The sequence below is a fragment of the Mesorhizobium opportunistum WSM2075 genome (assembly GCF_000176035.2).
Taxonomy (GTDB): Bacteria; Pseudomonadota; Alphaproteobacteria; order Rhizobiales; family Rhizobiaceae; genus Mesorhizobium; species Mesorhizobium opportunistum.
Genome location: NC_015675.1, coordinates 4116972 through 4142632, shown reverse-complemented (window position 1 = coordinate 4142632; position 25661 = coordinate 4116972). Strand labels below are relative to the sequence as shown.

Below are 25661 nucleotides of genomic sequence, written 5' to 3'. Positions count from 1 at the left end.
ATGTCAAGAAAACGCTTCGGGAGGAACCCCGCGAACCATGTCCAAAACACCCGATTCGGGCAAAGCGGAAGATGACGAGCCTTCGACCGTCGAGCAATATCTGGTGAAGGATCCGGAACGCTTCGCGTTGAATATGGCGCGCATGGTCGAGCAGGCCGGCAAGGCGGCCTCCGCCTGGGCCGAACCGCGCGAAAGGGGCGAAGTGCGTGACCACGTCGCCGAACCCGTCGTCGACATGGTCAAGACCTTCTCCAAGCTCAGCGAATACTGGCTTGCCGACCCGCAGCGCGCGCTCGAAGCGCAGACGCGGCTGTTCGCCGGCTACATGACCGTTTGGGCGAACGCCATCCAGCGCGTCAGCCCCAGCGCCGAGGGCGCCGACGATGCCGTCAAGCCGGAGCGCGGCGACAAGCGTTTCCAGGATCCGGAATGGGGCCGCAACGCCTTCTTCGATTTTCTCAAGCAGGCCTATCTCGTCACCTCGCGCTGGGCGTCCGAACTGGTCGAGCACGCCGAAGGTCTGGACGAGCACACCCGCCACAAGGCCAGCTTCTACGTCAAGCAGGTATCCAACGCCATCTCGCCGTCGAATTTCATCCTGACCAACCCGGAACTGTTTCGCGAAACCGTTGCCTCGAACGGCGAGAACCTGGTGCGCGGCATGAAGATGCTGGCCGAGGACATCGCCGCCGGCAAGGGCGACCTGAAGCTGCGTCAGGCGGACTATTCGCCCTTCGAGATCGGCAGGAACATCGCCACCACGCCCGGCAAGGTGGTCGGCCGCAGCGATGTGGCCGAGATCATCCAGTATGATCCGGCGACCGAGACGGTGCTGAAACGACCGCTGCTGATCTGCCCGCCCTGGATCAACAAGTTCTACATACTCGACCTCAACCCGCAGAAATCCTTCATCCGCTGGGCGATCGAGCAAGGCCACACCGTCTTCGTCATCTCCTGGATCAATCCGGACGAACGCCATGGCGCCAAGAGCTGGGAAGCCTATATCCGGGAAGGCCTGCAATACGGCCTCGACACGATCGAGAAGGCGACCGGCGAGCGCGACGTCAACGCGATCGGCTATTGCGTCGGCGGCACGCTGCTGGCGGCCGCCCTGGCACTGATGGCCAAGGAAGGGGACGACCGCATCAAGTCGGCGACCTTCTTCACCACGCAGGTCGATTTCACCTATGCCGGCGACCTGAAAGTGTTCGTCGACGAGGAACAGGTCGCGGCGGTGGAAAAGTCGATGAACGAAAAGGGCTATCTCGACGGCACCAAGATGGCGACCGCCTTCAACATGCTGCGCTCCGGAGACCTGATCTGGCCCTATGTCGTCAACAACTACATGCGCGGCAAGGATCCCCTGCCCTTCGACCTGCTCTACTGGAATGCCGACTCCACCCGCATGGCGGCCGCCAACCACTCTTTCTACCTGCGCAACTGCTATCTCGAGAACAACCTCTCGCGCGGCACGATGGAACTGGCGGGCCACACAGTCTCGCTCGGCGATGTCACCATTCCGATCTACAACCTCGCCTCGAGGGAAGATCACATCGCGCCGGCCCTGTCAGTCTTCCTCGGCTCGAAATATTTCGGTGGCAAGGTCGAGTATGTGATGGCGGGCTCCGGCCATATCGCCGGCGTCGTCAATCCACCTGCGTCCAACAAGTATCAGTACTGGACCGGCGGCCCGCCGGCGGGCGATTTCAACCAATGGATTGCCGCCGCCACCGACCATCCAGGCTCCTGGTGGCCGCATTGGCAAAGCTGGATAGAGGCCAAGGACAACACCCGCGTGCCTGCCCGCAAACCCGGCAAGCATATGAAAACCTTGGGCGATGCTCCCGGCACCTATGTGAAGGTGCGTGTGTAACGGACTGTAATGTCTGGTGAGTTGACGGCCCGGTAAAAGCGGGCGAAATGGTGTCGTCAACCTTCAAGCGGCCGTAATTCGGCGATCCCTGCAAAAATACCTCCAGGCTTGCGGATTTGACACAGGTCTCGTTTCCGGATCGGAGACAAAGTCACCTCGACGCGGATATCTTGGTTCCGCGCCAAGGACACACCGACCGGGCATCGAGGGGGAATTTGACTTTGAAATCAGCAGGATGGAGCCTCGCAAAGGGAGAACGCCGCGCCATTGTGGCAGCGCTCTGCTCCGTGCTCCTGGCCTCCTGCACATCGGCCGGCGACCAGACGATGTCGGTCGGAATGCCCGGCTACAATGCCTCCGCATCGGACATCAATACCTCCTCCGGCAAACCGGCCGCCGGCGTCGATTCGTCGTCTCAGATGGCGACCACGCAGACGACCGTGATGAGCGAAAGCGATACGGCGCTGCCGGAAAAGGTCGCCTACGTGCCGGTGGCCAAGCCCCAGGCCGCGTTTCCGCTGACGATGCCGGCCGGCGTTGAAACCATCGCGGGACAAACACCGCAGGCCCTGCAGCAGCCCGCCCAGACGGCGCAACGGACCGATGCTGTCGCCCAGAAGATCGCCGCCGCCGATGCCGGCGTGACGAAGCCGGCCGCGGCACCGGCGATGAACAATCCCGTCTATGTGACCGCCGGGGAAATGCCGCAAGCCGAGGCGCCCAAGAAAAAAGGCTTCCTGGCCTCGATGTTCGGCGCCACGCCCGCTTCGGCGGCGCCCGCTCCGCTGATCAACGCGCGATCGGGCGAGCAGCCGGCCGTACAAGCCAAGCCGGCGCCGGCGGCGGCAAAGCCGATCATCACGTTGGCCTCGGCCGATTCCACGGCAAAACCGATACAATTGGCTTCTACGGGGGATGAAGCCGGCCACATCACCGGCAGCGATGCCTTGCCCGGCGTGCGCCAGACCGCCCTGTTCGAGATCAAGCGAAAATCCGGCATCGACGACGAAAGTGACGTCGATCTCAACGAGGACGAAGGCTCGGGCGGCTCCTACCAGGTCGCGTCCGCCGCTGGCATGGCCCGTCTCGCGCCCAATGGCTTGCTGAAGCAGAACGAAAGCGTCGACGTCGCTTGCCTGAAGCCGTCGCTGGTTCGCGTGCTGAAGACGATCGAGGGCCACTACGGCCGCAAGATGATGGTGACCTCGGGCTATCGCGACCCGGCCCGCAACCGTCGCGCCAACGGCGCCAAGAATTCACTGCACATGTACTGCGCCGCCGCCGACATCCAGGTGCCCGGCGTCTCCAAATGGGAGCTGGCGAGCTACATCAGGACGATGCCCGGCCGCGGCGGCGTTGGCACCTATTGCCACACCGAATCGGTCCACGTGGACGTCGGCCCCGAGCGCGACTGGAACTGGCGCTGCCGCCGACGCAGCGGCGGTGGCGACGGCTAGCGGCAAAGTCGTCACTCAGGCGAAGCTCCTTCGCGGAGACCCTGGCATGGCGGGCGGCCGGACAGATAGCAACACCTTGCCGATGCTGATGAAATCGCTGATTTGGCGGGCCGGAAAAAAGTTGTCCAAGGCGGCACCTGACGGGTTGCCGGTTGCGCGCAACGCCAGTATAAGCCGCTTTCATCTGAGCGCGCCCATCGTCTAGCGGTCAGGACACCGCCCTTTCACGGCGGTAACAGGGGTTCGATTCCCCTTGGGCGTACCAGACTTTTCAAGCACTTGGCTGACAACTCCTCTCATCTGTCCAATTGGCCAAAGGCAAATCGAACTCCAGCCATTGAAAAACCCGCCACCGTGAGGCAGCGGGCGAATGCGAGAGCCGGGAACCTGGGACAGGCTGCCGCGTTCTCTGGCATGCTCAAAAAGATCGCTTTGACTGCTGTGCTGGTCCAGGTCGCCGTCTTTTCGGCCCTTCTAACCCAGACGGTCTTCTTCGCCTCGACGGCCTCTCAGGCCGCCAACGCGCAGCAACTCGATCAATCCGCGGCGGCAAAAGAGCGGGTATATGCAAGGCAGTTCACCATCGCCATGACGACCCCGCTACCTCAACAGCGGCCGTGAATATCGACCTTCGGAGTAGGGACAGGATTCGGCGCTTGGACGTCGCTAACGATCCTAGGCCGCCTCGATCAAGCCGCGCGCGTTTCAAGCTTGCAGCCGAATCCCGCCGTCCAGTTACTTGCTTGGGGAGATTGGAGGCCTCGCCTCGGAATCGAACCGAGGCTTCCGAGATTTGCCGTCTCTAGCGTAGCCGCTCCGCCACGAGGCCATGCAACTGGTAGTAGCGGTAAGAAGTTTAAAGGTTGTTGACGTCTTTGGTAAAAATTTCACTGATCCATACGACGGAAAAGGCACGGCGCGGGATACGTCAATCAGATAGCAATGGCGTGCAGACATCCGCCCGCTGGTTCATCCCCCGCCAGGAAAAAACCTTGCTTCAGGCGGAAAGAACTGGCGCCGGCTGAGCCGTCACTCCGGCCAACAGTTCTCTTTGCACGGCCAGGAAGAACCTGCGTACTTCATCGGTGGCTGCGGCTTTATCCCTTCCCGATCCGACCACGAGATCGAGCAACTCCGCCGCTTTTGCCCTCCAGAACGAGGCGGCAGTTTCGCCTTGCAGGCTATCGAGCCTGGCGGCAACTTCCCGGACCAGGAATACCTGACGGTCGATCGGGAACGCACGAACTTTTTCTGAGGACATCTTCCGAACCCTGAACTGACGCAACGAATCAACCATCGCTGAACAGCAATGGCGTAGCCGTTAAGGTGGAAACGGAAGCTTAACGACGCCGTCGACGCGTCTTCGTGGGTTGGCTGCAGGATGATAAGTGTGCAGCGCCCCGGCCATCGCATGGCCGCGTGTTTAGGCGGTTATTGCCTGTGACAACCGCTATGGCCCTCAGGCCTGCAGTGCCCTCGCCTCGCCGCCGCGCTTGCGCGGAGCCAGCATGTCGCCGGCCATCAATCCGGTGACACGGCAGAACGCCATGAATGCCCGGCAGGCATCCTCGGTCTTGACCACGTCCACCGTGGCGCCAAAACAGGCATTGAAGGCTTTCTGGTACACCGGTCCCTGCCGGCGTGCCGGCCAGTCCTGGAGAAAGTCGAGTGCCTGCTCGACGCTATAGATCTCCTCGACGGGCAAGCCAGGGCCTTGCGCAATGCGCACCGGCACCTCGAACTGCAATCTGTCCATCCGTCATCTCCCGAACTGGCGTCGCCCAAGCAACGCCGTTCGTCGTCAAAAGTTGCCTTGGCGGTTTTGTGCCATGCAAATGTGTCGTCACTGCGGAGGTGGCCCATGAGCAGGCTGCCATCAGCGACGCTTCGCGCGATCTGACCCGCTCGGGCGGCCCTAGCGCATGACGGCCAGAAGGGAAAGCAGCCGTGCAAAACCGGCAAGAGATCGCACCAACCAGACGAATATCCCGGCGGCGCGGGCCGTATCAGGCAGTTCTTCCTTGAACCTTGCGCCCCCAAGTGCCAAATCTGGTGGCATCTTCACGCCAGCACTCTTGCAGCGCCCCAGCTCTATACGGACAAAATGGTCACCTATCTCGACGCCGCCACGGCACCACTCAGAAACACCGGCCAGATCCGCCTCTATGGCGAGGAAGGTTTTGCCGGCATGCGCAGGGCATGCGACCTCACCGCGCGCTGTCTGGACGAATTGGTGCCGATGGTCGCTCCCGGCGTCACCACGGACACGATCGACCGCTTCGTCTTCGAATTCGGCATGGATCACGGCGCACTGCCGGCGACACTCAACTATCGCGGCTACACCAAGTCATCGTGCACCTCGATCAACCACGTCGTCTGCCATGGCATTCCCGACAGCAAGCCGTTGAAGGATGGCGACATCGTCAACATCGACGTCACCTACATCCTCGAGGGCTGGCACGGCGATTCCTCGCGCATGTATCCGGTCGGCACCATCAAGCGAGCGGCGGAACGTCTGCTCGAGGTCACCCATGAATGCCTGATGCGCGGCATCGCGGCAGTCAGGCCGGGCGCACGCACCGGCGCCATCGGCGCCGCCATCCAGACCTATGCCGAGGCGGAGCGCTGCTCGGTGGTGCGTGATTTCTGCGGCCATGGCGTCGGCCAGCTCTTCCACGACGCCCCGAACATCCTGCACTATGGCAACGCCAATGAAGGCGTGGAAATGCGGCCCGGCATGATCTTCACCATCGAGCCGATGATCAATCTCGGCCGCCCGCATGTGAAGGTCCTGTCGGATGGCTGGACGGCCGTGACGCGCGACCGCTCGCTTTCGGCGCAGTACGAGCACACGATCGGGGTGACCGACACGGGCTGCGAGATTTTCACGCTCTCGCCGAACAAACTCGACCGCCCCGGTCTGCCGGCCTGATATTCTTGACATTTCGGGCGACGGCTTTGCCCGATTGATTGCCGGATGCGGGGGCGGATGGGCAAGGCAAGCGACGACGACGAGCGGAGTTTCTTCTCCGAGGTGCCGGCCCGGCCGGCCGCGAAGGCCAGGCCGGCGATCGAGGAGAAGCCGCACTATCTCGGCCATCGCGACCGTTTGCGCGAGCGCTTTGCCTCGGCCGGTCCCGACGCCCTGCCCGACTACGAGCTTTTGGAACTTTTGCTCTTCCGGCTGATCCCGCGCGCCGACACCAAGCCGGCCGCCAAGGCGCTGCTGGCGCGCTTCGGCACGCTGGCCGAAGTGCTTGGCGCGCCCGTCGGGCTGCTGCAGGAGGTCAAGGGCATTGGCCCCACGGTGGCGCTCGACCTGAAGATCGTCGCGGCGACCGCGCAGCGCATGGCGCGCAGCGAGATCCACGGCCGCGAGATCCTCTCCTCATGGCAGCAGCTTCTCGATTATTGCCGTTCGGCCATGGCTTTCGAGGCGCGCGAGCAGTTCCGCATCCTGTTCCTCGACAAGAAGAACACGCTGATCGTCGACGAGGTGCAGCAGACGGGCACGGTCGATCACACGCCCGTCTATCCCAGGGAAGTGGTCAAGCGGGCACTCGAATTGTCAGCGACCGCGATTATCCTGGTCCACAATCACCCGTCAGGCGACCCGACGCCATCGCGCGCGGACATCGAGATGACCAAACAGATCATCGATACGGCCAAGCCCCTCGGCATCGCCGTCCATGACCACATCATCATCGGGCGCAAAGGCCACGCCTCGATGAAAGGTTTGCTGCTGATCTAGGGCAACAAAACACACGTCGTGAAGTCGTCTACGCCAAGACGAAACCAGGCGTTCGCGCTGGGCGTAGTAGTGCCGCGGTTGGCAACTAGGACCAAGGTCCCGCCGACATGGGACTTCAGTACTGCATCGGCTTTATGGCGCTGATTTCTTTGTATTATCAAACCGTTACCGCGTCTGCTGGCTGCGGGCTCGCGTATTGATACGGCATTTGTCTAAAGTTTACTCTGTAGAATTAGCGATTTCTCATACGACGCTTTCTTAGCTGTCGGGCGGATGGCGATTCCTCGAGGAGGTTACCATGACAACCCGAAAAACTCTGTTTGCTGCCCTTGCCTCACTGGCGCTCCTGGCATCTCCGGCGCTCGCTGGTGGCAACGGGCACGGCGGTGGCAATGGCGGCGGTAACGGCGGTGGCAATGGCGGTGGTAACGGCGGTGGCAACGGCAACGGCGGTGGCAATGCAGGCGCCACGCACGGCAACAGCGGCGCTTCGCATGGCAAGTCCTCGTCGGCCCCGGGGCAGGTAGCCAAGGCGCAAAAGAACACGACGGTCGACACGAGCACGCAGGTCTCGTCGGTGACCAAGGAAAAGAACATCCACGCCAAGCTTGGCCGGCTGAACTCTCTGCAGCGCAACATAAACGCCTATATGAACTCCAAGAGCAAGAAGTTCGCCGGTGTTCAGGCATTCGTGACGCAATCCGCGAAAGCCAAGGTCGCGCAAGCCGCGGCTGAGACGGCGGCAGCCACAGCGGCAGCGGCCCAGGCCAAACTGGATGACCTGAATACGCAGCTGGCCGGCCTGGACCCTGTCGCCAACGCCACACAGATCCAGGCCTTGAATAAGCAGATCACGGCTCAGACGGCCGTTGTCGCCGACGCCAACGCGGCCGCCGCCGAAGCTGAGGCAGCAGCTGCCACGGCCACCGTCGGCACCGATCAGGCATCACTCGACGCGGCGCTGGCAAACATGGCCAACAAGCCCATAGACGCCGAGGTCACGACTTGGGCCCAAGGCGTCCTTGCCGACAAGATCGACCAGACGGCTACCAAGATCGAAGCGGAAACGACGCCTTAAGGCGTTCACCAAAACGATATTACCCTTATTGGTCAAAGATGATGCCGTCGGGTTCGCCCGGCGGCATTGTTGTTTCTGGTCGTAGCGGAACGCCCAAGGCCATTCGGCGCGGCAGATGTCGGCCGAGTTGCTGGAGGTGCTGCGACAAGCGCCGGTCAAGCGTCACGCTCGAACGAAATGCAGGAAATTTGAAAATCGTTCAATCCTCGAAAGAGCAATCCAACCATCCCCATCTTCCGGGATCAGCCTTCCAGTTAACATGAGAAAACTTCAATTCTTTAGAAAATCATTTCGTTGAGGCGTCGCGCATCCACTGCTACCGTTTGAAACGCTTCAATTGGAACCATGCACTTGCAACGCAAGCGCCCTACCATAGCGGATGTCGCACGAGCCGCCGGTGTCTCCATCGGCACGGTTTCGAACTTCATCAATGGAACCGCCGGCCTCAGGGACGACACACGCGCACGCATCGAGAAGGCGGTTGCCGCATTGATGTACCGGCCTAGTTCCTTCGCGCGTTCGCTGCCCGGCCGCGGGCCCCGCAGGCCGAAAAATCTCGATCACCTGCCAAGGCTTCTGGTCGCCGGCCGCGTGAGTGTCGACTTCCTGTGTCGAGTCGACGTGCTGCCTCATCGTGACGACCGGATCACCGCAAGCCATATCGAAAAGGCGCTGGGCGGACCAGCTGCCAATCTCGCGGTTGCCGCCGCCGGCGTTGGGTCGCCCTACGCCCTTGACGTGGAACTGGCAACGGCAGTCGGCAGGGACGCCGAGAGCGACTGGGCGCTGGGCGAGCTCTCCAAACTGGGTGTCCACGCCCTCCCCATCCGCAGCACGCCCAACAACCGGCTCTCACAGGCGATCGTCATCATCGAGCGCAACGGCAGCCGCACCATCATCAGCGAACCGTTCGAACTGGGTGAGGTCGACCTGACCGCCAATCTGGACATCCAGCCCGAGCAGCGTCCGGCCTGCCTTCATATCGAAGGTTTTCATTATGAGACGATGACGGCATCAATCGAACGCTTCCATCAGGCCGGCTGGAAGGTGAGCCTGCATTCGGCCGGCTTACCCAAAAGCGCGCGCGCACCCGAAACCTTCGCGAACATGGTCAAACAGATCGACCTGACCTTCATCAACGACGTGATGATGCGGGAGATTTTCGGCTTTCGTACCGGGATGGCGACCATGATCGAAGAGGCGCGGCTGATTCTCTCGCGTATCAAGCAGCGCGGAACGGTCGTGATCACCCTCGGCGAATTCGGCGCGGTCGTCTTCCCGTCGGGCGGCGGCCGGCAGATCGAGGTGCCGGCACTGCCGGTCAACCGCGTCGATGCCACCGGCGCCGGTGACAGCTTCGCCGGCATCTTCCTCAGCCTGTGGCTGCATGGCGCATCGCTGGACGCCGCCGCCCGCTACGCCGCGATCGGCGCGAGCCTGACGACGACGGTCGAGGGCGCGCAGGGCTATATAGCGGATTTCGCGACCCTCAAGGTCACCGCCTTGGCGCACGACGCTGTGATGGCAAGCTAAATCAAAGACTTATCGGTTCTGGACATCCGCCATCTGGCGACATCAGGAGAGCATGATCATGGCGAAAGCAAAAGTCCTTCTGGTTGGCGAAAGTTGGATGAGTTCGGCGACCCACTACAAGGGGTTCGACCAGTTCGGCAGCGTCACCTTTCATCTCGGCGCAGCGCCCCTCGTTGCCGCCCTGAAGGACAGCGAATTCGATCTTGAGTACATGCCGGCCCATGAAGCCGTCGAAAAGCTGCCCTTCACCATGGAGGGTCTTTCGCAATACACGGCGATCATCCTCTCAGACATTGGCGCGAATTCGCTTCTGCTCCACCCCGATGTCTGGCTGCACGGCAAGACGGTCCCCAACCGGCTCAAGCTGCTGCGCGACTGGACGCTGGCCGGCGGCGGTCTGATCATGATTGGCGGCTACTTCTCCTTCCAGGGCATCGATGGCAAAGCCCGCTGGCATCGCACGGCTGTCGAGGAAGCGCTGCCGGTGACCTGCCTTCCCAATGACGACCGGCTTGAAATCCCAGAAGGCTTCCGGCCCGAGATCACCGGCCCCAGTGATCATCCGCTCTTTGCCGGTATCACCGGTGAATGGCCCGTTCTTCTTGGTGCCAACGAGGTCGTTGCCCGCGACCGGGACGATGTCGAAGTGCTGGCACGGCTGCCGCAGGACCAGGGCGGTCACCCCCTGCTGGTTACCGGGCGCCATGGTAAAGGCCGCACCCTGGTCTGGACATCGGATATCGGCCCGCACTGGCTGCCCAACAGTTTCGTCGAATGGCCGGGCTACGCGCGCCTTTGGAAGAATGTGCTGCGCTGGGTGAGCAACGCCGCCTAGCCAATCGGCAGTCGCCGGAGGAACCGTCATGACAGCACCTTTTCTTGTCGCCAGAAACATCGCCAAGCGCTTTGGCGCACTGACCGCGCTGGCAAATGTCGACCTGGAGATTCGCTCCGGCGAGGTGCTGGCGCTGCTTGGCGACAATGGCGCGGGCAAATCGACCTTCATCAAGATCCTGGCAGGCGCCCATGCGCCCAGCGATGGCGAACTCGTCATCGAGGGCAATCCAGTTGCCTTTTCCTCCCCCAAGGATGCGGCCTCATCGGGAATCGCGACAATCTTCCAGGAACTGGCGCTTTCCGAGAACCTATCGATCGCAGAAAACGTCTTCCTCGGCCGAGAGTTGAAACGCTCCATTTTTGGCATTCCGTTTCTGAAGCGACAGGAAATGCGCCAGCGCGTCGACGGTCTGCTGAGGGAGCTCGACGCTCATATTTCCGACCCGGAAGCGCCCGTCGGAAGCCTGTCGGGCGGCCAACGTCAGGCCGTCGCGATCTGCAGGGCACTCAATTTGAACGCCAAACTGGTCATCATGGACGAGCCAACCGCAGCCCTGGCCGTCGCCGAGACCCGCAAGGTGCTGGCATTGACGCGGCGGCTTGCCGCGCGCGGCTGTGCCGTCGTCCTCATCAGCCACAACATTTCCGAAGTCTTCGAAGTTGCCGACCGGATCGTGGTGTTCCGGCGTGGCCGCAAGGTGGCCGAGCGGCTGGCAACCGAAACCAATCACGAGGAAGTCGTTTCGCTCATAACAGGCGCTCATCCCGACGTGCGGGCGCTCGAAAAAATAAACTGAAACGCACGTCATTTCCAGAGAGGATCAAACCACAATGCTTTCACATTTCAAGAAAGTGCTCGCCGCCTCAGCTCTGTCACTCGCTGTCGCAACCGCAGCGCACGCCGCCGACAAGCACAAAGTCGCTTTCGTACCCCAGTTGATCGGCATTCCCTATTTCAACGCCATGGAAGCCGGCGGCAATCGCGCCGCCAAGGATCTCGGCGTCGATTTCATCTACTCCGGCCCGGTCGACACCAATCCGGTCGACCAGTTGCAGATCGTGCAGAACCTGATCGACCAGGGCGTCGAGGCGATCTCGGTCAGCGTTCTTGATGCCTCCAGCATCGCGCCCGTGGTCGAGAGCGCCAAGGCGAAGGGCATCAAACTGTTCACCAGCGACAGCGATGCACCCGATAGCGGCCGTGCGGTCTACGTGGCCCAGGCAACCGACGAAGGCCTCGGCACCACGATCGTCGACGAGTTGGTCAAGCGCGTCGGCGAGGACGCAACGATCGGCATCGTCTCCGGCGAAGCGACGGCGTCCAATCTCAATGCCTGGATCGGCTTCATGCAAAAGGAAGCCGCCGCCAAATATCCGAAGCTCAAGCTGCTCGCGCCGCAATTTGCCGGCGGCACAGCCGAGCGCGCCGCGCAGATCTCCGGCGATCTCATGGCCGCCAATCCCGATATCAAGGCCATCATTGCCGTCGCATCCTCGACATGCCCAGGCGTTGCCCAGGCCATAGAGACCGCCGGCAAGATCGGCTCCGTCATCGGCGCCGGCTACTGCAGCCCGAACACGGCGCGGGCCTACCTGAAGAGCGGGGCCTTCGGCTTCACCGTGCTGTGGGATCCCGAGCAGCTCGGCTATCTCACGGTCTGGGCCGGCAAGCAGCTCATCGACGGCAAGGCCTTCGAGGCGGAAAACAAGATCGCCGGCCTGGAAAAGCCTGTCACCTACGATGCCGCCAAGGGCATCCTGCTGCTCGGGCCGCCGGCTGTCTTCACCAAGGACAATGTCGACAAGTTCAACTTCTGAGCCTGACATGAGCGCGATGCGACAGGCTGCAAATGGTGTCTTCTCCATGAACGGACGAGAGTGGTCTCTGCTTGTCGCCTGTTTGCTGGCGATCGTCATCTTTTCTGTCGCATCACCCCACTACGCCACATCAGGCAATGCGGCGACAGTCCTGCGCAACAGCGTCGAACTTCTGTTGATCGGCCTTGGCATGACCCTGCTTCTGGCCATGGGCGGCATCGATGTGTCGATCGGCATCGTCATGGGTCTCGCGGCGATTGCCATCGGCCGCGTGCTCGGCGCGAACGGCAATCCGGTGCTGGCGATCGTTGTCGGCCCGTTGGTCGGGGCATTGCTGGGATGCGTGACGGCCACCGTCGTCGTCCTCGGCCGCGTTCCGGCGATTGTCGGAACGCTCGGCCTGCTCGGCGTCTACCGCACCGCCGTCTTCGCCCTTCTCGGCGGGCAATGGCTTTCCGGCCTGCCCTCGAGCCTCACCAATCTTCTTGCAGCCACTATACTTGGTGTCCCCGTTCCTGCCTTGGTGATCGCGGTGGCCTATCTGATCGTCTGGATGGCGTTGCGTCGAACGCCCTATGGACTCTATCTGCTGGCAATCGGCAATTCGGAGGAAAAGGCGCGGCTGTCGGGAATACCGGTCATAAAGACCCGCTTCATGACCTTCGTCATCAGCGGGGTCCTGACTGGCATTGCCGCGACTTTCTACGTCGCCACCTACCGTAATGTGGAAATGACCATCGGCAGCACGCTGGCGCTGGATGCCATTGCCGCGGTCATTCTCGGCGGCACAAGCATATTGGGTGGCAAATGCAGCCTGATCGGCACCGTGCTCGGCGTGCTCCTCCTGCGAATCCTCCAGAACGGACTGCTGCTGATTGGCGTCCCCTCGCTCTGGCAGCCTGTGGTCACCGGTGTTCTCATCATCGGCGTGCTCGGTTTCGAGGCCATCTCCGGCCGATTGCCACTTAGCCTGATACAGCGAGCCCGCGCATGAAAACACTCCGCAACTTGCAAGGCCCCGCCCTCACCCTGGCCTTGCTCTGTGGGCTTTGGCTGGTCGTGGTTGTCGGCCTGCTGGCGCTGAGGCCTTCGGTTTTCAATCTCGGCACCGTCACCACCGTTCTTCAGTTTTCGACGATCCTGGCGCTGGTTGGCCTGGGTCAAGGGCTGGTCATCATGGCCGGCGGCGCCGGCATCGACCTTTCGGTCGGCGGCGCGGTCTCGCTTTCGGCCATCGTCGCAATGCTCTGCCTCAAGCTGGGCCTGCCACCAACCCTGCTGCCGGCGATCTGCATCCTCGCCGGCGCAATGCTCGGCGCATTGAACGGATGGCTGGTAAACGGGCTCGCCCTTCTCCCCTTCATTGCGACGCTTGGCACATTTTTCGTCTATTCCGGCGCGGCACTTGCCGTTACCGGGGGTGCCGCCCAGGCAGGCGTGCCCTCGTGGCTGCTTGTGTGGGGGCGCGGCGTCGTCATGGGCATTCCAATGCCCTTCCTCACGCTTGCCATTCCGTGCTTTGCCCTTGCCGGCCTGGTGCTGATCTCGACGGCCTGGGGGCGTTGGATCTACGCCATGGGCTTCAACGAACGCTCGGCCAAACTGGTCGGCATTCCGGTCGACCGCGTGCGCTTCATTCTTTATGTGCTGAGCGGCGCGCTCGCCGGCGCTGCCGGTCTGGTTTCGCTCGCCTGGCTCGGCAGCGGCAGGCCCAATATCGGCCAGAACCTCGAACTCGAATCGCTGACCGCCGCCATGTTGGGAGGCATCGTCATCACCGGTGGACGCGGCGGCGTCGGCGGCGTGTTCGCGGCCGTCCTGCTGCTGGTCACGCTGAAGACCGGCCTTCTGCAATTGAACATCAACACGGTTTGGCAGGTGGGGATTGTCGGCGCCCTTCTGGTTTTCGTCCTTCTCGCCGACCGACTGTCCCAACGTTGGAGATCATGATGCCGTCCAAAGAAGAGATCATCGCCGCGCGCGTCGAGGCGAGTGCCGACCGTATTGTCGCGACGCTGAGCGATCTCGTCGCCTTCCCCTCGATCGTGAAATCCAACCCTAAGGAAGCCGGCCCCGGCGAGCGTGATTGCCAGCTCTATCTGCAAAAACGCATCGAAGCGCTTGGCTTCTCGACCGACATTTGGGATCCGGACGGCCCGGCGCTCTACGAAAAATACAAGGGGCGTGCCGGCGCCAACAAGGGCCGGACATTCGAGGGTCGGCCCAACCTTGGCGGCGTCCTGAAGGGCACTGGCGGTGGACGCTCCATCATGCTCACTGGCCATATCGACGTCGTTCCCCCCGGCGCCGCCGGACATTGGACGACCGATCCGTTCAAGCCCGTCCTCAAGGACGGATTTCTGCACGGCCGCGGCACGGTCGACATGAAAGGCGGCGTCGCCTGCATGCTGATGGCTGTCGAGATCCTGAGGGACCTCGAGATTCCCCTGTCCGGCGACGTCGTCTTCACGACCGTGGTCGATGAGGAGATCGGCGGCATGGGCTCGCTTGCCATGGTCGATCGCGGCTTTCACGCCGACGCCGGCATCATGACCGAACCGACGGCGAACAAGATCGCACCACTCTGCCACGGCATCCTGTGGGGCAGGATCATCATCGACGGCATAGGCGGCCACGCCGAGCTCACGCCGAATGCCTGGTACTCGAGCGGCCCTGTCGACGCCGTCCAGCTTTGCCGGCAAATCCTCGACGGCATCGACATTCTCAACCGGCGCTGGATGTTCGATCCCAGGAAGAACCATCCACTGATGGAACTGCCCAACCAGGTCATCGTCACCCAGATCAATGCCGGCGAGCACCCTTCTTCAATGGCGGGTCGCGGCGAAATCATCATCGACGCGCAGTATCTGCCGAGCGAACATGACGAGTTCAGGCTGGGTGGCAACGTCAAACGCGAAATCGAAGAGCATATCGCCAACGTCTGCCAGGCAGACCCCTATCTGCGAAAGCACCCGGCCCGCGTCGAATGGATTCTCGACGCGGACTGCGCCGAGATCCCGTCGGACAACCCGTTCGTCGGCGCCTTCCAGCAGGCGGTCGAGGAAGCCAATCTGTCACCGGTCCTCAGTGGCTTTGGCGCGCATAGCGACATCGGCCTGCCGACCGGCCTTGGCAACACACCAACCGTCAACTTCGGCCCGGGCGACCCGGCGCAAGCGCATCAGCCCAACGAGCGCGTTTCGGTCCGCGATCTCGTCGATTGCACAAAGGCGATTGCGATTGCCGTCGAGAAATGGTGCCGCTAACAGGCCACAGAACCGGGTGGCCGGTCACCCGCCAAATCGTGGCTCCGGCACGCCGGTAACGCCGAGGCCGGTGATAGCGAACAGGCTGCCGCGCAGGACACCGTCGCCGGGAAAGCGCGGCAGTGGCGGCTTGGCCATGGAGGTGACGTAGAGCGTGTCGAGCTTCGGCCCGCCGAACATGACGCTGGTGATCTTCTTCACCGGCATGTCGATAATGCGATCTATGCTGCCGTCCGGCGCATAACGCACCAGCCTGCCGTCATAGACCAGCGCATTCCACAGATAGCCCTCGGCGTCGACGGTCGAGCCATCGGCCGCACCGCCCCGGCTTGTGTCGACGCGGGTAAAGGTGCGGCGGTTGGTGGCCGTACCGGTGGCGATGTCGTAGTCGTAGGCCCAGATCTCGCCGGTCCAGGTGTCGGCGAAGTAGAAGGTGCGGTCGTCGGGGCTCCAGCACGGGCCATTGGAGCAGATGATGCCGGAATCGATCCGGGTGACGGAGAAATCCGGATCGAGCCGGTAGAGCCCGCCTGAAGGCCCCTCCTCCATCGTATCCATCGAGCCGGCGAAGAAACGGCCGTGCCGGTCGACCTTGCCGTCATTCAGCCGGTTCATCGGCTTGTCCGGCTCCGGATCATGGATCAGCGTCACCTCACCGGTGGCAAAATCGAGCAGGTGGAAGCCGCGCTGCAGCGAAACCACCGCGCCGCCGCCGTCCTTGCGCAGCGCCATCGAGCCTATCTTCATCGGCACGTCCCAGGAGCGGATTTCGCGCCCGTCGGCGGTCGCCCGGAACACCCGCCCGTCGAAACTGTCGATCCAGTAAAGGCGCTCCTGTTCAACGTCCCAAAGCGGACCCTCTCCAAGGGTTGTCTTCACGTCCACCACGACTTCGATCTTCATGCTGTCCTCCTCTCCGCGGTGATTGGTCTGGCCTCAGAAGGCGACCTTGTCGCCACCCTTCAGGGACAAGATTTCGCGCGCCTCGTCCGGCGTCGCCACCTCCATGCCGAGCCCCTCGATGATCTTGCGCGCCAGCACGACCTGTTCGGCGTTCGACTTGGCGAGCTTGCCCTTGCCGGCCCACAGGCTGTCCTCCAGCCCGACCCGGATGTTGCCGCCGAGTGCGGCCGATTGCGCGGCGATGCGCAGTTGGCTGGCGCCCGCGCCGAGCACCGACCAGCGGAACTGGTCGCCGAACAGCCGGTCGGCGGTGCGCTTCATATGGGCGACGTCTTCCGGATGGGTGCCGATGCCACCGAGCAGGCCGAACACCGACTGCACGAAGAACGGCGGCTTCACCAACCCGCGATCGGCGAAATGCGCGAGGTTGTAGAGGTGGGCAATGTCGTAGCACTCGAACTCGAAGCGCGTGCCGTTGTCGTAGCAGGTCGCCAGAATGTACTCGATGTCCTTGAACGAGTTGCGGAAGACCAGGTCGCGCGTCGCCTCCAGATGCGGCTTTTCCCAGTCGAACTTGAAGGTCTCGTATTTATCGGCGAGGTGATAGAGCCCGAAATTGATCGAGCCCATGTTGAGCGAAGCGACTTCCGGTTTGAACTGGGCGGCTGGGCGCACGCGCTCTTCTACCTTCATGTACGGACTGCCGCCGGTGGTGATGTTGATGGCGGCGTTGGTGCCTTGCTTGACGCGTGGCAGGAAGCGGGCAAAGGCCTCCGGCGTCTGGTCAGGCTTGCCCGTCTCCGGGTCGCGGGCGTGCAGATGCAGGATCGCGGCACCGGCCTCCGCCGCGGCGATCGCTTCCGACGCGATCTGGTCCGGCGTGATCGGCAGGTAGGGCGACATGGTCGGCGTGTGGATCGCCCCGGTCACCGCACAGGTGATGATGACCTTGCCCCTGGTCGCCGTCGCGCCGGGCTTGCGGCTGGTTTCTTTCATTGTCCGAACTCCTGATCCGATTTCTTCTTGTGTGCCGCCAGCGCCATCAGCCGGCGATCTCGCCAGACCTGCCGCCCGCCCAGATTTTCCCTCGGCAGGCGCTTGCTGCGCTCGGCCTCGACGGTTGCCATGACCTCGCCCGCCCAGTCGACCCGGCGCAGCATCTGCGGAAAAATGTTGGAATAGATGCCCTGGTAGCGATCGACATAATCGCGCACGCCGCCGGGAGCGTTGAGGTCGATGGTCTCGAACGGCCCCATGAACGACCAGCGCAGCGCCAACCCGTCTCGGATGCCTATGTCGACATCCTCGACGCTGGCATAGCCGTCGGCGACGAGCCGGAAGGCTTCCTCAAGCAAGGCACCCTGCAGGCGGTTCATGATGAAGCCGTCCAGCTCGCGCTTCATCACCAACGGCGCATGACCGGCATCGATGAGGAAGGCGCGGGTTCTTTCCAGCGTCTCGACCGACGTCCATGGCGCCGGCACCACCTCGGCCGCCGGAATGAGGTAGGGCGGATTGATCGGATGCACCACCAGGCAGCGGTGCCGTCCCTTTAGATGGTCGGTGAACTTCGACGGCAACAACGCCGAGGTGGAGCTGGCTATCACCGTTTGCGGGCCGGCCAGATTGTCGATCAGGGAGAACACTTCCCGCTTCACATCGAGGTTTTCAGGCGTGTTCTCCTGGACATGGATTGCCCCGGCCAGCGCCTCCTCCAGTTCGGCCGCGATGGCGATGCGGTCAAGCACGGTGTCGACGGACTGCCTGCGCAGCAGGTCGTTCGAAGAAAGATCGCCAAGCACGCCTTCTATGTAGTCGCGCGCGCCGTCCGTCGCGGCGGGCGACTGGTCCCACATCCGCACGTCATGGCCGGCGCGGGCGAAGCTGATCGCCCAGGCCCGCCCGATGAAACCGCTGCCGACAATCGCAACCTTTGCCATGGATCGGCCCTCCCTAGAGCGTTTCGACGTTGCCGTCGACGCCGAGCGACTGCCCGGAAATGTTGATGCCGGCGTCCGACAGCAGGAACGCGGCCATCGAGGCGACGTCATAAGGGCTGGTCATGCGGCGCAGCGAAATGTTCTGCAGGTAGCGCGCGGTCATCTCCTCGTGGCTGATGCCGACCTGCCTGGCGCGCGCCGAGATGACGCCCTCGATGCGCGGCCCTTCGATGATGCCCGGCAGGATCGCGTTGACCCTGATGCCGTGCGGCCCAAGCTCCTTGGCGAGACTTTGGGTGAAACCGATGACGCCGAACTTGGCCGCCGAATAGGGCGTGCGGAAGGCATAGCCGTGGCGGCCGGCCGCCGATGACATCGACACGATCGAGCCGCCGCCCGCCGCCTTGATCAGCGGCACGGCGCGCCGCGCACACAGGAACTGGCCGGTCAGGCAGATATCGATGCAGCGACGCCAGTCATCCGGCTCGATCTCGTCGACACCACCGGTCGGCCCGGCGATGCCGGCATTGTTGATCAGTGCGTCCAGCCCGCCGAGTTTTTTCTCAACCGCCACGAACAGCCGATCGACGTCATCGTCGCGCGAGACATCGGCCTTGACCGCCGCGACGAGGTCGATCTTGCCAGGCGCGGCAGCAAGTGCCTCGTCGGAAACGTCGCAGACGACGACACGCGCGCCAAGCCGCGAGAGCGTGTCGGCGATGGCAAAGCCAATGCCGCCGGCGCCCGCCGTCACCAGCACGCGCTGTCCTTTCAGACCGGCCAGGAATTCGTCCGCCGTTTGAGGTGCCTTTGCGCTCATCGTTCCGTCCTTTTCATTGCAACTGCCGCTCGCGCAACGCCATGACGGCGCCCAGAACGACCAGTCCGTAGAGAATTGCCCTCGTGGCGTAGGGCAGCGTGGTACCGGCCAGCAGCATCTGCAGCGCCGTCAAAAGCAGCACGCCTCCGAGCATGCCGAGATAATGGCCGCGCCCGCCGGTGATCAGCGCACCGCCCACCACCACGACGGCGATCGACGGCAAGAGATAGTCGTCGCCCATGCCGAGGCTCGCCTGGCCGGAGAAGCCGGTCAGCATGATGCCAACGACAGCGGCGCAGACTGCCGACAGCATATAGACCAGGATCAACGTGCGCTCGACGCCGATGCCGGACAGGCGCGCCGCGCGCAGCCCATTGCCGATGCCGTAGACCCGGCGCCCGAACGGCGTGCGTCCAAGCAGCAGCACCGCCACCACCACGAAGACGACCATCAGCAGGACCACCGGAGTCACGAAACCGAGCTTGGCGGTCATGAACCAGCGCAGCATCGGCGAGGAAAAACCGGCCGGTGTGCCCTGCGAATAGAGCAGTGCGAAGCCTTGCAGGATGCCGTTGGTGGCGAGCGTCATGACGATCGGCGAGATGCCTAGATAGACGATGCCGAAGCCATTGGCGAAGCCGATGGCACAGGCCATCACCAGCACGACAGGCAAGGCGTAGAGGAGTGCCGCGTCGGAGCCGTTGACCATGCCGGCCAGGATGATGCCGGAAATACCGATCGTCCACGGCACGGAGAGATCGAGGCCGCCGGTCAGGATGACCGTTCCCTGTCCCAGCGCCAGCACGGCGAGAAAGGACGACAGCACCAGCAGCGAATTCCAGTAACCGGGGTTGAGGATGGCGCGGCCGAGCCAGATCTGGGTGACGACCACGATGATGAGCAGGCAGACATAGGCAGGCAGCGCGTAGCGCAGCGTCTCCGCGTTGCGAACATGGAAGGCGGGACGCGGAGATGCTGTGTCGGGATTGCCATGCGAGGGTCCGGCAATCTTGAGCCGCCGGTCGATCGGTTCAAGCTGCGAGGGCAGAATACCCGCGCGCCAGGCGGCGAGCCGGGCTCGCGCCGCGCGCAGTTGCACGGCAAGCACCGATGCGTGAGACAAGGATCCGGCAAGGGCCGCCAGCACCAGGATGGTGCCTTCGGCGATGGTCGAATAATAGGCCGATACATTGAGCACCAGCAGGATGTTCACCACCATCATCAGGATGTAGGCGCCGAACACAGAACCCACCGGACCACCCTGCCCGCCGCCCAGGCGCGTGCCGCCGACAACCACCGCCGCGAACATAGACAGAAGCAGCGGATTGCCGACCAGCGGGTCGCCGCTGCCGGTCTGGGCGCTGATGAAGACGCCGGCAAGGCCGTAGCAGCCGCCGGCGATCACATAGACGGCAAAGCGCACCAGCACGACGTTGATGCCGACGGCGGCGGCCGAATCCGCGTCGCTGCCGACCGCATAGAGCGCCGTGCCGAAACGGGTTCCCTTCAGCCAGAACCAGGCGAGCAGGACGACGCCGATCACCACCAGCGGCATTGGCAGCCAGCCGGTGATCGCGTCGCCCAAATAGAAGGTGCCGAGATCGGGCGACACGAAGCCGCCGGGCTTGTCCATCACCAGCAGCGTCACGCCTTGCAGGATGAACATGGTGGACAGCGTCACCACGATGGGCTGCATGCGCAGCACCGCGATGAAGAAGCCGTTGAAGGCGCCCACCGCCATGCCGACGCCGATGCCGACGGCCGTCCACAAGAGGATGCTTGCGCCTGGCGCCATCGGATCCATGCTCGATGCCAGCACGGCATTGACCAGCGATATCACCGCGCCGGCGGACAGATCGAAGCCGCCCGACAGGATCACGATCGTCTGGCCGATCGCCGCAAGCGCCGAGGTCGCGCCGCCGCTCGACAGGAACGACACGTCGAAATAGGTCAGCGGCCCGGCGCTGATCCAGTCGACGATGAAAAGCAGGATCGCAAGGACGCCCGCGGCGATCAGTGCACCGCGATTGCGTATCAGCGCACGGCGCAGGCCGAATCCGGCGGAAGCAGAGGGGGAAACGCTGCTCATGCGGCTATATCCCCGCCATGTCCAAGCGCCGGCCGCATGATGGCAGGCTCGGCGATGGCGTCGCCTTCGAGCTCGGCCGCGATGCGCCCGTCATAGAGAACCAGGACCCGGTCGCACTGGTGGACCAGTTCGGGAATCTCGGTCGAGTGCAGCAGGATCGAGCCGCCGGCAGCGACGTAGTTTCGCATCATCACATAGAGCTCGTGCTTGGTGCCGACGTCGATGCCGCGCGTCGGATCGAACAACAGCAGGATGCGGCTCTGCGCCACCAGCCATTTGGCAATGGCGATCTTCTGCTGGTTGCCACCCGAAAAAGCTCCGGCCCGCGTCCACAGCGCGCGGCGGTCGACTTCGACGGTGGCGAACGCCGCCTCGACGGAGCGGGCCTCGGCCACGGCATCGACAAGGCCGAAGCGTGTGAAGCGCGACACCACGGGCAGCGTGGCGTTCTGGCTGCCCGGCAGTTTCAGGAACAGGCCCTCGGATTTGCGGTCCTCCGGCACCAGGCCGATGGCCATGTTGGGCAGCAAGGCATCCGCCGGAGAGCCGAGCCAGACCTTGCGGCCGTCGACAAGGACGTCGCCGCGGGTGATTTCGGCCATGCCGAAGCAGGCTAGAAAGAGGTCCTGCTGGCCCATGCCCTGCAGCCCGGCAATGCCCAGGATCTCGCCGCGGCGCAGATCGAAGCTCGCGCCGTCGAGCTTGCGCCCGACCTTCAAGTCACGCACGCCCAGGACCGGCGGACCGAAAGCCTGGGCGCCATCGGGCTTGGGCGGAAAGGTCTGTTCGATGCTGCGGCCGATGATCTTTTCGATGACGTCGGCGTCCGAGACATCGGCAACCGGCGCGGTGACGATGTGGCGGCCATTCCTCAGGATCGTCAGCGTGTCGCAAAAAGCGCGGACCTCGCGCATGCGATGGGTGATGAAGACGATGGTGGTGCCTGCCGCCTTCAGTCTGGCGATGATGTCGCCCAGCCACTCGACATCGCGACCGGCGAGCGTCGAGGTCGGCTCATCGAGCAGCAGGATGCGTGGCTTGCGGTAGACGGCGCGCGCGATCTCGATCTTCTGGCGCACGGAAAGCTCGAGCTCGCCCACCTCGGCATCGAGATCGACGGAAAAGCCGAGCTCGTCGATATGGCGACGGACCGCCTTGCGCGCCGCCGCGCGCCGGATCAGGCCGGAGATGCCGATCGGAGCATAAGGCATCAGCATGTTGTCGAGGACCGAGAGGTCGCGCACCAGCGTCATTTCCTGGAACGCCGTCTGCACGCCCAGCGCGTGTGCCGCGCGTGGTGCGCCGTAGCCGATCTCCTTGCCGAAGACACGGACATGGCCGGCACTCGGCCGCACCAGCCCGGACAGCAGTTTCACCAGCGTCGACTTGCCGGCTCCGTTCTCGCCCAGCAGTGCGTGGACGCTGCCGGGCGCGATGCGGAACGACACGCCGTCCAGCGCCACCGTTGGCCCGAAGGCCTTGCCGATGCCGTCGATCTCGATGGCGGGAAGCGCTGGGTGTTCTGTCATGTCCTCGATCGCCGGGCTGCGCACTTCTGGGCGACACGCATTAGCGCGGATCGACGATGCACGGACAAGATGTCCGCGCATCGTCAGGGTTTTCCTGGGAGGCTAGTTCTCGGGCTGTCCGACGAGGGCGGCGTTGAGGCCGATCTCGGGCGTCTGGTCCGAAAAGATCGAAGCGAACCAGCCGGGATTGGAAACCAGTGACGGCTTGAAGACGTTGCAGCCGGCCTTCATCTCCGCCCAGGTGCCCTCGTTGCACAGCTTGATCGTCTCGTTGGTGACGACCGGCAACGGCAGGATCGTGGTCTTCGGCACGTCCTTGCCCTCGATCGCCTCGACGGCAAGCTTCAACGCCAACGCGCCGGAATAGGGCGGCGAGGCATAGGAAATGCGTTGCGCGCCCGCCGGTGCATAGGGAGGAGCGGCACCTTCGACCTCGGTCCCCTCCGGCAGCATCTGGATGCGGCCGCCATTCGAGCCCTCGCCGGCGCAAGGCAGCAGTTCGCTGTCCTTCTTGCCGGCCTCGAGCTGCATGGAGTTGGCGGTGAAGCAGCCGACCTGCATCCACAGGCCGTTGATGTCGCCCCAACTGCGCGTGGCGAGGATCTTGGACAGTTCGGTTCGAGCGACCGCCTGGCTCCACATGCCGACAGCCTCGCCGACGATCTTGATGTCGGGATATTTGGCGAAGACTTCCTTGGCGGCCTTGGTGCGCTGGTCGTCCACGGATGTTCCGGGAACACCGGTGATGGCGATGATGTTGCCCTTGCCGTTGAGCTTCTTGACGAGCCATTCGGCGGTCACCCTGCCCGCTTCCAGCTGGTCGATATGGACATTGTAGGCACAAGGCTCGGTGATCTCGGCGTCATAGGCAAAGACCTTCACGCCCTTGTCGCAGGCATTCTTGACGACCTGGTTGAGCGCCGTCGGCGAGATCGGATACACGACGATCGCCTCGGCGCCGCTCTGTACCATGGCATTGATCTGCTGGATCTGGCGCTGCGCATTGGGTCCTGCGACCTGGACCTGCAGGTCGACCTTGTCGGCCAGGCTTTTGTGGGCCGCGATGGCCTTGACCATATTGGCTGCCTCCGCCTGCCAGTCATTGCCGATGTAACTCATGCTGAGAAAGATCTTGTGCTTCTGGGCCGCGTCAGCCGCGGACATGCCAAAAGCACATACAGCCATGCCTGCCAGCAGCGTGAGCCGCCGGACCTTCAATCCGATACCCATGTGAAATTCCTCCCGATCCGAATGACCGAATGCCTCCCGAGGGCACGAAAGCTAGCCCTCGCCATCCGATATTGGAAACCGTACCACGATTTGATCAAAGATCAATGATGAAATGCCTTGACGGCTAGGCGACAGTCGCGGACGCTTGACGCCGCTGCCGGAACCCTGCATTCCGGGAACGGGTTGTGGCGCGGCCTTGCGCGGAAAGGTTGATGGGGAGATGGCCGGAGCGGCGTTCAGGAAGCCTGGTGTCGAGATCGTGCCCCTGTCCAGGGAAACACTGCAGGACAGGGTCTATCGCCATGTCACCGAATTGATCCTCGACGGCAGCATCGTGCCTGGCGAGATGGTGACCGTGCAAAGCCTGGCCGACGCCTTCGGGGTCAGTCCGATGCCGGTCAGGGAGGCCTTGCGGCGGCTGACGGCGGCCAACGCCTTGATGGTTGTTTCAGGCCGCTCGATCGGAATTCCCGCACTCAGCCGCGCACGCCTCATCGATCTCAGGAATGTCCGCTTCGAGATCGAAGCGATCGCCGCCGCGTGGGCGGCCGAGCGCATGGACGACCGGGGCATCGCCCAGCTCGGCCTGCACCTCAATGCGCTCGAACAGGCCAACGCGGCGGGAGACGTCAAATCCTATCTGCGCGCCAACTATGCCTTTCATTTCTCCATCTACCGGGCGGCGGGGTCCGAGAACATCCTCAACATCATCGAGAACCTGTGGCTGCAGATCAGCCCATATTTCAACATGCTGCATGATTCCGGAAACTACTCGACCGCCAACGAGCACCACCAGGAGATGTTCGCGGCCTTGCGCAACCGCGATGTCGAAGCCGTCCGCCAGGCGATCCGCGCCGACATCGACGCGGCCTTCGACGTCCTGGTCGGCCTGCTGAAATAGGACTGCGAAGCCTGCTCGGGGATTCGCCCCAGGGTCGAGGACGATAGTTACGGCGGATCGGTATGGCAGTTCCCGGCGATCTGCTCGACCGCCTCTTCAAACCCCGCAAGGTCGAAATCCGCCTGGCCGCGCCCTGACAACAGTCCGAACCGCCAGGAAAGCGACAGCCGGCTTGCGGAAACGAGCCGCTTGATCGCATCGGCGCCGTCAAGCACCAGCATCCTGCCGCGCGATCCGACCGACCAACTCTCGTCGAACTTGTCGCCGTCGACGGCAACCGACATCGTGATCTTGCGGCTGGCCGAAACCGCGTCGTTCAATTGCAGCCATTCGGTCCAGCGCGGTTCGCCGCCTGCCCGGCAGGCAATGGTCAGGACCGGACTGTAGCTCAAGGCGCCACCGCCGGTGATCAGCTTGTTGGTGGCATGGAGCGAAGCCGTGACAAGCCCATCGTCAGCCGTGCCGAAGCGCCAGTCGCCGGCAATCGCGTCGGCGGGGGCAAGATTGCAGGCGAAGGCCAGGACGAGCGTCAGGGCGACAGCACGCCCCGTTTCGAAGAATAGGCTCAACGCCCCCTCCAGGAATTTGCAGCAGAAGCGCAGATAGTGATCAACGCTTGGTATCGCCAAGTGCCAC

Annotated in this window: 26 protein-coding genes and 2 tRNA genes; 16 read left to right on the top strand and 12 right to left on the bottom strand. The window is 63.2% G+C overall.

The window, feature by feature from the left end:
• Positions 1-37 precede the first annotated feature (37 nt).
• From phaC to MESOP_RS19950, 5 genes are all read left to right on the top strand, one after another.
• On the top strand, positions 38-1873 hold the full coding sequence (phaC, locus tag MESOP_RS19965) for a class I poly(R)-hydroxyalkanoic acid synthase (RefSeq protein ID WP_013895146.1): 1836 nt from the start codon (positions 38-40) through the stop codon (positions 1871-1873).
• 215 nt (positions 1874-2088) lie between these two features.
• The gene (locus tag MESOP_RS19960) at positions 2089-3330 is read left to right on the top strand and encodes a YcbK family protein (protein WP_013895145.1); all 1242 of its coding nucleotides are present in this window, start codon (positions 2089-2091) and stop codon (positions 3328-3330) included.
• A 46-nt stretch (positions 3331-3376) separates the two neighbouring features.
• The gene (locus MESOP_RS35740; protein WP_167313566.1) at positions 3377-3535 is read left to right on the top strand and encodes a hypothetical protein; all 159 of its coding nucleotides are present in this window, start codon (positions 3377-3379) and stop codon (positions 3533-3535) included.
• Positions 3521-3595, top strand: a tRNA-Glu gene (locus MESOP_RS19955). Before MESOP_RS35740 ends, MESOP_RS19955 begins: the two co-directional genes overlap by 15 nt.
• Positions 3596-3744: 149 nt before the next feature.
• Positions 3745-3951, top strand: coding sequence for a hypothetical protein (locus tag MESOP_RS19950; RefSeq protein WP_150111219.1), 207 nt, complete (start codon positions 3745-3747; stop codon positions 3949-3951).
• A gap of 132 nt (positions 3952-4083) precedes the next feature.
• Here the strand turns inward: MESOP_RS19950 and MESOP_RS19945 are convergent.
• From MESOP_RS19945 to MESOP_RS35735, 4 genes are all read right to left on the bottom strand, one after another.
• Positions 4084-4159 (bottom strand) — tRNA-Cys (locus MESOP_RS19945).
• A 168-nt stretch (positions 4160-4327) separates the two neighbouring features.
• Positions 4328-4591, bottom strand: a complete 264-nt coding sequence (locus MESOP_RS19940) for a DUF6074 family protein (RefSeq protein ID WP_013895144.1) — start codon at positions 4589-4591, stop codon at positions 4328-4330.
• A gap of 198 nt (positions 4592-4789) precedes the next feature.
• On the bottom strand, positions 4790-5086 hold the full coding sequence (locus MESOP_RS19935; protein ID WP_013895143.1) for a DUF982 domain-containing protein: 297 nt from the start codon (positions 5084-5086) through the stop codon (positions 4790-4792).
• 159 nt (positions 5087-5245) lie between these two features.
• Positions 5246-5395: a hypothetical protein gene (locus tag MESOP_RS35735; protein ID WP_167313565.1), complete on the bottom strand. Its 150-nt coding sequence runs from the start codon at positions 5393-5395 to the stop codon at positions 5246-5248.
• A 39-nt stretch (positions 5396-5434) separates the two neighbouring features.
• Here MESOP_RS35735 and map point away from each other — a divergent pair, with 39 nt between their 5' ends.
• The 10 genes from map to MESOP_RS19885 all read left to right on the top strand — a co-directional run bounded on the left by map (position 5435) and on the right by MESOP_RS19885 (position 15613).
• Positions 5435-6262 carry a type I methionyl aminopeptidase gene (gene map, locus MESOP_RS19930; protein WP_013895142.1) on the top strand — a complete coding sequence of 276 codons (828 nt, stop codon included), beginning with the start codon at positions 5435-5437 and terminating at the stop codon, positions 6260-6262.
• A gap of 57 nt (positions 6263-6319) precedes the next feature.
• On the top strand, positions 6320-7081 hold the full coding sequence (gene radC, locus MESOP_RS19925) for a RadC family protein (RefSeq protein WP_013895141.1): 762 nt from the start codon (positions 6320-6322) through the stop codon (positions 7079-7081).
• Between the two features lie 298 nt (positions 7082-7379).
• Positions 7380-8159 (top strand): hypothetical protein, encoded by a 780-nt coding sequence (locus tag MESOP_RS19920; protein ID WP_013895140.1) that lies wholly within the window; start codon positions 7380-7382, stop codon positions 8157-8159.
• Positions 8160-8504: 345 nt separating this feature from the next.
• Positions 8505-9692 (top strand): carbohydrate kinase family protein, encoded by a 1188-nt coding sequence (locus MESOP_RS19915; RefSeq protein WP_013895139.1) that lies wholly within the window; start codon positions 8505-8507, stop codon positions 9690-9692.
• Positions 9693-9750: 58 nt separating this feature from the next.
• The gene (locus MESOP_RS19910) at positions 9751-10527 is read left to right on the top strand and encodes a glutamine amidotransferase (protein WP_013895138.1); all 777 of its coding nucleotides are present in this window, start codon (positions 9751-9753) and stop codon (positions 10525-10527) included.
• Between the two features lie 28 nt (positions 10528-10555).
• Positions 10556-11326, top strand: a complete 771-nt coding sequence (locus MESOP_RS19905; protein WP_013895137.1) for an ATP-binding cassette domain-containing protein — start codon at positions 10556-10558, stop codon at positions 11324-11326.
• 34 nt (positions 11327-11360) lie between these two features.
• Entirely contained in the window at positions 11361-12347 is a 987-nt protein-coding gene (locus MESOP_RS19900) for an autoinducer 2 ABC transporter substrate-binding protein (RefSeq protein ID WP_013895136.1), read from the top strand.
• Positions 12348-12354: 7 nt separating this feature from the next.
• Complete coding sequence (locus MESOP_RS19895) at positions 12355-13341, top strand: ABC transporter permease (protein WP_013895135.1); 987 nt, start codon at positions 12355-12357, stop codon at positions 13339-13341.
• Positions 13338-14297, top strand: a complete 960-nt coding sequence (locus tag MESOP_RS19890) for an ABC transporter permease (protein WP_013895134.1) — start codon at positions 13338-13340, stop codon at positions 14295-14297. Before MESOP_RS19895 ends, MESOP_RS19890 begins: the two co-directional genes overlap by 4 nt.
• Positions 14297-15613: a M20 family metallopeptidase gene (locus MESOP_RS19885; RefSeq protein WP_013895133.1), complete on the top strand. Its 1317-nt coding sequence runs from the start codon at positions 14297-14299 to the stop codon at positions 15611-15613. Before MESOP_RS19890 ends, MESOP_RS19885 begins: the two co-directional genes overlap by 1 nt.
• Before the next feature lie 24 nt (positions 15614-15637).
• Here MESOP_RS19885 and MESOP_RS19880 read toward each other — a convergent pair whose 3' ends face one another.
• The 7 genes from MESOP_RS19880 to MESOP_RS19850 all read right to left on the bottom strand — a co-directional run bounded on the left by MESOP_RS19880 (position 15638) and on the right by MESOP_RS19850 (position 24124).
• A complete protein-coding gene (locus MESOP_RS19880; RefSeq protein WP_013895132.1) occupies positions 15638-16516 on the bottom strand; it encodes an SMP-30/gluconolactonase/LRE family protein in 879 nt (292 codons plus the stop codon).
• A gap of 33 nt (positions 16517-16549) precedes the next feature.
• On the bottom strand, positions 16550-17512 hold the full coding sequence (gene kce / locus MESOP_RS19875) for a 3,5-dioxohexanoate:acetyl-CoA acetone transferase (protein WP_013895131.1): 963 nt from the start codon (positions 17510-17512) through the stop codon (positions 16550-16552).
• The gene (locus MESOP_RS19870; protein ID WP_013895130.1) at positions 17509-18456 is read right to left on the bottom strand and encodes a 3-hydroxyacyl-CoA dehydrogenase; all 948 of its coding nucleotides are present in this window, start codon (positions 18454-18456) and stop codon (positions 17509-17511) included. Before MESOP_RS19870 ends, kce begins: the two co-directional genes overlap by 4 nt.
• 13 nt (positions 18457-18469) lie before the next feature.
• Positions 18470-19276 carry an SDR family oxidoreductase gene (locus tag MESOP_RS19865; protein ID WP_013895129.1) on the bottom strand — a complete coding sequence of 269 codons (807 nt, stop codon included), beginning with the start codon at positions 19274-19276 and terminating at the stop codon, positions 18470-18472.
• A gap of 13 nt (positions 19277-19289) precedes the next feature.
• Positions 19290-21365: an ABC transporter permease gene (locus MESOP_RS19860; RefSeq protein WP_013895128.1), complete on the bottom strand. Its 2076-nt coding sequence runs from the start codon at positions 21363-21365 to the stop codon at positions 19290-19292.
• Positions 21362-22894: a sugar ABC transporter ATP-binding protein gene (locus MESOP_RS19855; RefSeq protein WP_041164845.1), complete on the bottom strand. Its 1533-nt coding sequence runs from the start codon at positions 22892-22894 to the stop codon at positions 21362-21364. Before MESOP_RS19855 ends, MESOP_RS19860 begins: the two co-directional genes overlap by 4 nt.
• A 102-nt stretch (positions 22895-22996) precedes the next feature.
• Positions 22997-24124, bottom strand: a complete 1128-nt coding sequence (locus tag MESOP_RS19850; protein WP_013895126.1) for a sugar ABC transporter substrate-binding protein — start codon at positions 24122-24124, stop codon at positions 22997-22999.
• A 220-nt stretch (positions 24125-24344) separates the two neighbouring features.
• Between MESOP_RS19850 and MESOP_RS19845 the strand changes: the two genes are divergently transcribed.
• Positions 24345-25025, top strand: a complete 681-nt coding sequence (locus MESOP_RS19845; RefSeq protein ID WP_013895125.1) for a GntR family transcriptional regulator — start codon at positions 24345-24347, stop codon at positions 25023-25025.
• A gap of 47 nt (positions 25026-25072) precedes the next feature.
• Here the strand turns inward: MESOP_RS19845 and MESOP_RS19840 are convergent, their stop codons facing one another.
• Positions 25073-25594: a hypothetical protein gene (locus tag MESOP_RS19840; protein WP_013895124.1), complete on the bottom strand. Its 522-nt coding sequence runs from the start codon at positions 25592-25594 to the stop codon at positions 25073-25075.
• Positions 25595-25661: the final 67 nt, after the last annotated feature.

What these genes read in the sequence shown, in the direction of transcription:
- MESOP_RS19905 (WP_013895137.1), top strand. Translation starts at nt 10,556, where the DNA reads ATGACAGCACCTTTTCTTGTCGCCAGAAACATCGCCAAGCGCTTTGGC.
- MESOP_RS19935 (WP_013895143.1), bottom strand. Translation starts at nt 5,086, where the DNA reads ATGGACAGATTGCAGTTCGAGGTGCCGGTGCGCATTGCGCAAGGCCCT.
- MESOP_RS19895 (WP_013895135.1), top strand. Translation starts at nt 12,355, where the DNA reads ATGAGCGCGATGCGACAGGCTGCAAATGGTGTCTTCTCCATGAACGGA.
- radC (WP_013895141.1), top strand. Translation starts at nt 6,320, where the DNA reads ATGGGCAAGGCAAGCGACGACGACGAGCGGAGTTTCTTCTCCGAGGTG.
- MESOP_RS19855 (WP_041164845.1), bottom strand. Translation starts at nt 22,894, where the DNA reads ATGACAGAACACCCAGCGCTTCCCGCCATCGAGATCGACGGCATCGGC.
- kce (WP_013895131.1), bottom strand. Translation starts at nt 17,512, where the DNA reads ATGAAAGAAACCAGCCGCAAGCCCGGCGCGACGGCGACCAGGGGCAAG.
- MESOP_RS19915 (WP_013895139.1), top strand. Translation starts at nt 8,505, where the DNA reads ATGCACTTGCAACGCAAGCGCCCTACCATAGCGGATGTCGCACGAGCC.
- phaC (WP_013895146.1), top strand. Translation starts at nt 38, where the DNA reads ATGTCCAAAACACCCGATTCGGGCAAAGCGGAAGATGACGAGCCTTCG.
- MESOP_RS19890 (WP_013895134.1), top strand. Translation starts at nt 13,338, where the DNA reads ATGAAAACACTCCGCAACTTGCAAGGCCCCGCCCTCACCCTGGCCTTG.
- MESOP_RS19850 (WP_013895126.1), bottom strand. Translation starts at nt 24,124, where the DNA reads ATGGGTATCGGATTGAAGGTCCGGCGGCTCACGCTGCTGGCAGGCATG.
- map (WP_013895142.1), top strand. Translation starts at nt 5,435, where the DNA reads ATGGTCACCTATCTCGACGCCGCCACGGCACCACTCAGAAACACCGGC.
- MESOP_RS35740 (WP_167313566.1), top strand. Translation starts at nt 3,377, where the DNA reads ATGGCGGGCGGCCGGACAGATAGCAACACCTTGCCGATGCTGATGAAA.
- MESOP_RS19940 (WP_013895144.1), bottom strand. Translation starts at nt 4,591, where the DNA reads ATGTCCTCAGAAAAAGTTCGTGCGTTCCCGATCGACCGTCAGGTATTC.
- MESOP_RS19845 (WP_013895125.1), top strand. Translation starts at nt 24,345, where the DNA reads ATGGCCGGAGCGGCGTTCAGGAAGCCTGGTGTCGAGATCGTGCCCCTG.
- MESOP_RS19880 (WP_013895132.1), bottom strand. Translation starts at nt 16,516, where the DNA reads ATGAAGATCGAAGTCGTGGTGGACGTGAAGACAACCCTTGGAGAGGGT.
- MESOP_RS19920 (WP_013895140.1), top strand. Translation starts at nt 7,380, where the DNA reads ATGACAACCCGAAAAACTCTGTTTGCTGCCCTTGCCTCACTGGCGCTC.
- MESOP_RS19865 (WP_013895129.1), bottom strand. Translation starts at nt 19,276, where the DNA reads ATGAGCGCAAAGGCACCTCAAACGGCGGACGAATTCCTGGCCGGTCTG.
- MESOP_RS19950 (WP_150111219.1), top strand. Translation starts at nt 3,745, where the DNA reads ATGCTCAAAAAGATCGCTTTGACTGCTGTGCTGGTCCAGGTCGCCGTC.
- MESOP_RS19870 (WP_013895130.1), bottom strand. Translation starts at nt 18,456, where the DNA reads ATGGCAAAGGTTGCGATTGTCGGCAGCGGTTTCATCGGGCGGGCCTGG.
- MESOP_RS19900 (WP_013895136.1), top strand. Translation starts at nt 11,361, where the DNA reads ATGCTTTCACATTTCAAGAAAGTGCTCGCCGCCTCAGCTCTGTCACTC.
- MESOP_RS19860 (WP_013895128.1), bottom strand. Translation starts at nt 21,365, where the DNA reads ATGAGCAGCGTTTCCCCCTCTGCTTCCGCCGGATTCGGCCTGCGCCGT.
- MESOP_RS19910 (WP_013895138.1), top strand. Translation starts at nt 9,751, where the DNA reads ATGGCGAAAGCAAAAGTCCTTCTGGTTGGCGAAAGTTGGATGAGTTCG.
- MESOP_RS19885 (WP_013895133.1), top strand. Translation starts at nt 14,297, where the DNA reads ATGCCGTCCAAAGAAGAGATCATCGCCGCGCGCGTCGAGGCGAGTGCC.